This is a genomic window from Intestinirhabdus alba, from assembly GCF_009711095.1.
Classification (GTDB): domain Bacteria; phylum Pseudomonadota; class Gammaproteobacteria; order Enterobacterales; family Enterobacteriaceae; genus Intestinirhabdus; species Intestinirhabdus alba.
The window spans coordinates 1-3,547 of sequence record NZ_WMJZ01000086.1; the positions used below are offsets into that span (position 1 = coordinate 1).

Consider the following 3,547-nt stretch of genomic DNA (forward strand, 5'->3'; position numbering starts at 1 on the left):
CCCTCCGCCGTGTCGTTGGTGGCGACAGGGCGGCTCTCGCCATAGCCCTGCACCGCAAAACAGCTCTCCGGCACGTCGCCGTTATTAAGCATCCAGTCGCGCACCGCGCCGGCGCGCTTCAGGGAGAGCGCCTGGTTGGCCCGCTCGTCGCCGGTGCTGTCGGTATGGCCGGCCACGATAATCAGCCAGCCCGGCTTCGCCCGGATCCCCACCAGCGCGTTAACCAGCACCTTCGTCGAACCGGGCTTCAGCCGCCACTGCCNTAGGCGGCACGTACGCATCAATCGCCTTTTGCAGCGCCAGCCACAGGCGCTGACCGGGGTAGTAGCCCAGGGCGTACCTGAGCGGCTCCCCCTGCCGCTGCCAGCGCTCAAGCAGCAGCGCGTCGCGTTTGAGCACCGCCAGCGCCTGAGCCTTCGGCTGATGATGGCTCATCGGAATAGCGTACCAGCGCTGCAGCCCGGCCCCGACCTGACGAATAAGCGCCCCGTTGTTCGCCGCGGAAAAGGCCAGCGCGGCCAGCGCGCAGCCCCATAAAACGAACACCAGTCGACGGGTATGACGGCCCCCCTGGACAGGCGCGCACCAGGGCGTCAGCAGAGGCAACACGGCATCCGGGAAACGCGCCGCCTCAGCCCGGCCCGCCAGATAAGGAAAGCGGAGGCCGCCGCGCCGCTGCAGCCAGTCGCCCCACAGGGAACGCCCGTCGCCGGCAACCGCGCCGCATCTCAGCGCCGCGGCAAACGGGTAAACCGCCGGGCAGAGCCGATCGGCTTTTTGCAGCTCCTCCAGCAGCACGGTCTGCATAAACGCCCAGGCCTCGCGCAGCACCGGCATCAGCGCAAGGTTGCCGGTCGTTTTCTGCCACTCCTCCACCGCCTGCGGGGCTTCGTCTGCGGGAAAGAGCGCGGGCCGGTCGCCGCGTACCACGGTCCAGGGCGTCTCCGGCCCGGAAAACTCACCGAGCAAAACGAGGGGAACGCGAAACCCAACCCGCTCGCTGAGCCGGTGAATATGCTGGCGCAGCGCTTTCGCGGCGGCCCGCAGCACGGCCTCATCCTGATGGCGATCCGCCTGGCAAACGTACATCACGGCCAGTTGCCCCACCTGACGCGGCTGCTCATCCTGAATGACGCAGACCACGTCGTGAAGGGTGCTGATGTCATCCACCCGCAGCCAGTAGCCCTGCGCGGTTTTGCGCAGCGGCTGCCCGGCGAAGAGGCGCTCAGGATCGTCCCCGCAGACGAGAACAACCGGCTCACGGGTATCCAGCAGGGGAATCTCTGGCCGGGCCTCTTCCTGACGGCCTGCGACGACGCTGCGGCGGCCGTTTCTTATCATCAGCCAGCACGCCAGCACCGCGATGCCCAGCGTCAGCCCCCCTTTGCCCGCGCCCCCCAGCGGGATGAAATACCACAGCAGCCAGAGCAGCGCCGACGCACCGGCCAGAATATGTACTATTGCGGAGACCACGCCCGTTTTACGCATCACCGGGGCAGCTCCGCCAGCTGCGAGGCGAGCAGCGCCTGAAGCCAGAGATGTCCGCCCCACCAGATGCCGCCGGTGACGATCAGCGCCACAGCGATCCAAAACCAGGCCGAACGCAGCAGGCCGTAGCGCCGTTTTCTGCTGCGGTGCACCAGCAGCGACAGGCCGGCGTCAAGGGGCGCAACGCGCCCGGCCAGCTCCGCGATCACCGCCTCGCGCTGCGCCTGGCTGACGGAACTCACGCTGTACAGCCCCTGGAACCCCAGCGCGATGACCCGATGAAAACAGGTAATGACGGCGGCGTTGGGCGCGGGCTGACGCAGCACCTCGGCAATACGATCCCAGAGCGCCTCCCCGGCGAACAGCGAACCAAAATAGCGCGCCTGCAGCGGCGCTTTCCGCCAGGCCGCCTGGCCGGCATCCGCTCCCTCTTCGCTCCCCTCCGCGCTTTTTCTGCTCATCACGGCTTCATCCAGCAGCGCGCACTGGGCATAGGAAATATGCTCAATGCTGCTCTCATCGTAGCCGACGCGCTCCAGCACCTCGCGCACGCTCTCCACCTGCCGACAGCACTTTTGGTACAGCCCCACGCCGTCCGGCGTGACGCCGCCGTGCTTCAGCAGGGTGACCGTCAGCCAGGTTTCCGCCATCAGCTCATCTACGTTGATTTCTTGTCTCATGACCGCAGCACCGCAAACAGTTCAAGCTCCAGCGCGCCAAGCAGCGCCGGCACATAGAACAGGCAGACCCCCTGCTCCAGCATGTCGCGGGCGGCGGCGCTCTCCATACCCAGCGCAAAATACTGATTTTCCAGCCGCACCGGCAGCGCCGCCGGCACGCGGCTCACCGGAATAAGCGGGATCCCCTTCAGCGCCACCGAGGAGATCGCGCTGACCTCATCCGGCGATCCCGCCTTACACAGCGCCGGGAATCGCTCTGCGATCTGCCAGGCCGGAACGTCGGAACGGACGGAAAGATAGAGATCGGCCTCTTCACGCAGACGAACGTCGTGCAGCGACGCTTTCCAGGTTTGATCGTCCGGACGAGACATCTCCAGCGCAATCACACGGGAAGGCAGGCTGGCCTCCAGCAGGCCGGCGATCAGCTCGAACAGCGGCGGAAAGGTATTTTCTGGCGTTTCGTGGTCATAGCCCGGAATGGCGTCCGGATCGCTGTCCAGTGAGAAGGTGAGCATACTGCCCGCCAGCCGCGCCAGCTCGGCCCATATCTGCTCCGGATGCCGCGCCGGGAAACGCTCAAACTCCGTCAGCACGCGGGCATGAGAATTCAGCGCGTTCAGCAGCCAGAACAGAGAGACGTCCGCCACGGCGAAATCCGCCAGCCGCTCGTTGCTTTCCCGACGCATCGCCATCAGGCGCTGGCGGCGCGAGCGAAGCTGCCGGTTAAGCAGCACCAGCCGCTCGCAGAGGGCCGGACTGGCGGAGAACAGCGCCAGCGGCGGAATAAACGTCGGATCCAGCCGCCACCCCCCGTGCCCGTCCCGGATAAGGCGCGCCGCCGGGCAGCACTGCCAAGACTCGTTATTTTCATGGGCGAAGCGCAGGGCAATATTGAACCGGGCCACGGCGACCGACTCTTCTTCACTGCCAAACGCATCCTGTACGTCAACCCACTCTTCCCGATAGCGCAGCGGCCTGTCGGGGGTCTGCGCCGCCTGCTGAACGTTGCTCATTCCAGGCTGCATTAGCGGCAGGGCAATCAGCACCGTCAGTGAATCCCTGGCGGCCAGCTGGGGGGAGAGAAGCTCGCGCGGCTCCGGCGGCAGATCGCTGATCCCGGTGTCAATCAGGGTGCCATCCGCCAGCCACAGCCGCAGACGGGAAGCCTGAACCAGCCCGGAAGCCAGCAGATTTTCGTCAAATTCCGCCTTTTCAATCCCCCAGGGAAACGGGGAAGAGAGCGCGGAGAGGCCCGCGCTGCGAAACGCCTCCCACGCGGCCTGCTGCTGAAACTGCTGGGGGGATAACAGCGCCCCTTCGTTCCACAGTGGACGATAGATTTTCATCGCACCTCCTGTGCCTTATGCTTTGGCCTTCGG

Annotated in this window: 2 protein-coding genes and 1 pseudogene; all 3 read right to left on the minus strand. The window is 65.9% G+C overall.

Annotated elements, in window-relative coordinates; all coding sequences use genetic code 11:
• A pseudogene (locus tag GJV78_RS24220) lies at positions 1 to 1,203 on the minus strand (OmpA family protein); the annotation flags it as partial.
• 284 nt (positions 1,204 to 1,487) lie between these two features.
• Positions 1,488 to 2,168, minus strand: coding sequence for a type VI secretion system protein TssL, short form (gene tssL / locus GJV78_RS22455; RefSeq protein ID WP_155110276.1), 681 nt, complete (start codon positions 2,166 to 2,168; stop codon positions 1,488 to 1,490).
• Positions 2,165 to 3,514 (minus strand): type VI secretion system baseplate subunit TssK, encoded by a 1,350-nt coding sequence (gene tssK, locus GJV78_RS22460; RefSeq protein ID WP_155110277.1) that lies wholly within the window; start codon positions 3,512 to 3,514, stop codon positions 2,165 to 2,167. The genes tssL and tssK overlap by 4 nt, the downstream gene beginning before the upstream one ends.
• Between the last annotated feature and the right edge of the window lie 33 nt (positions 3,515 to 3,547).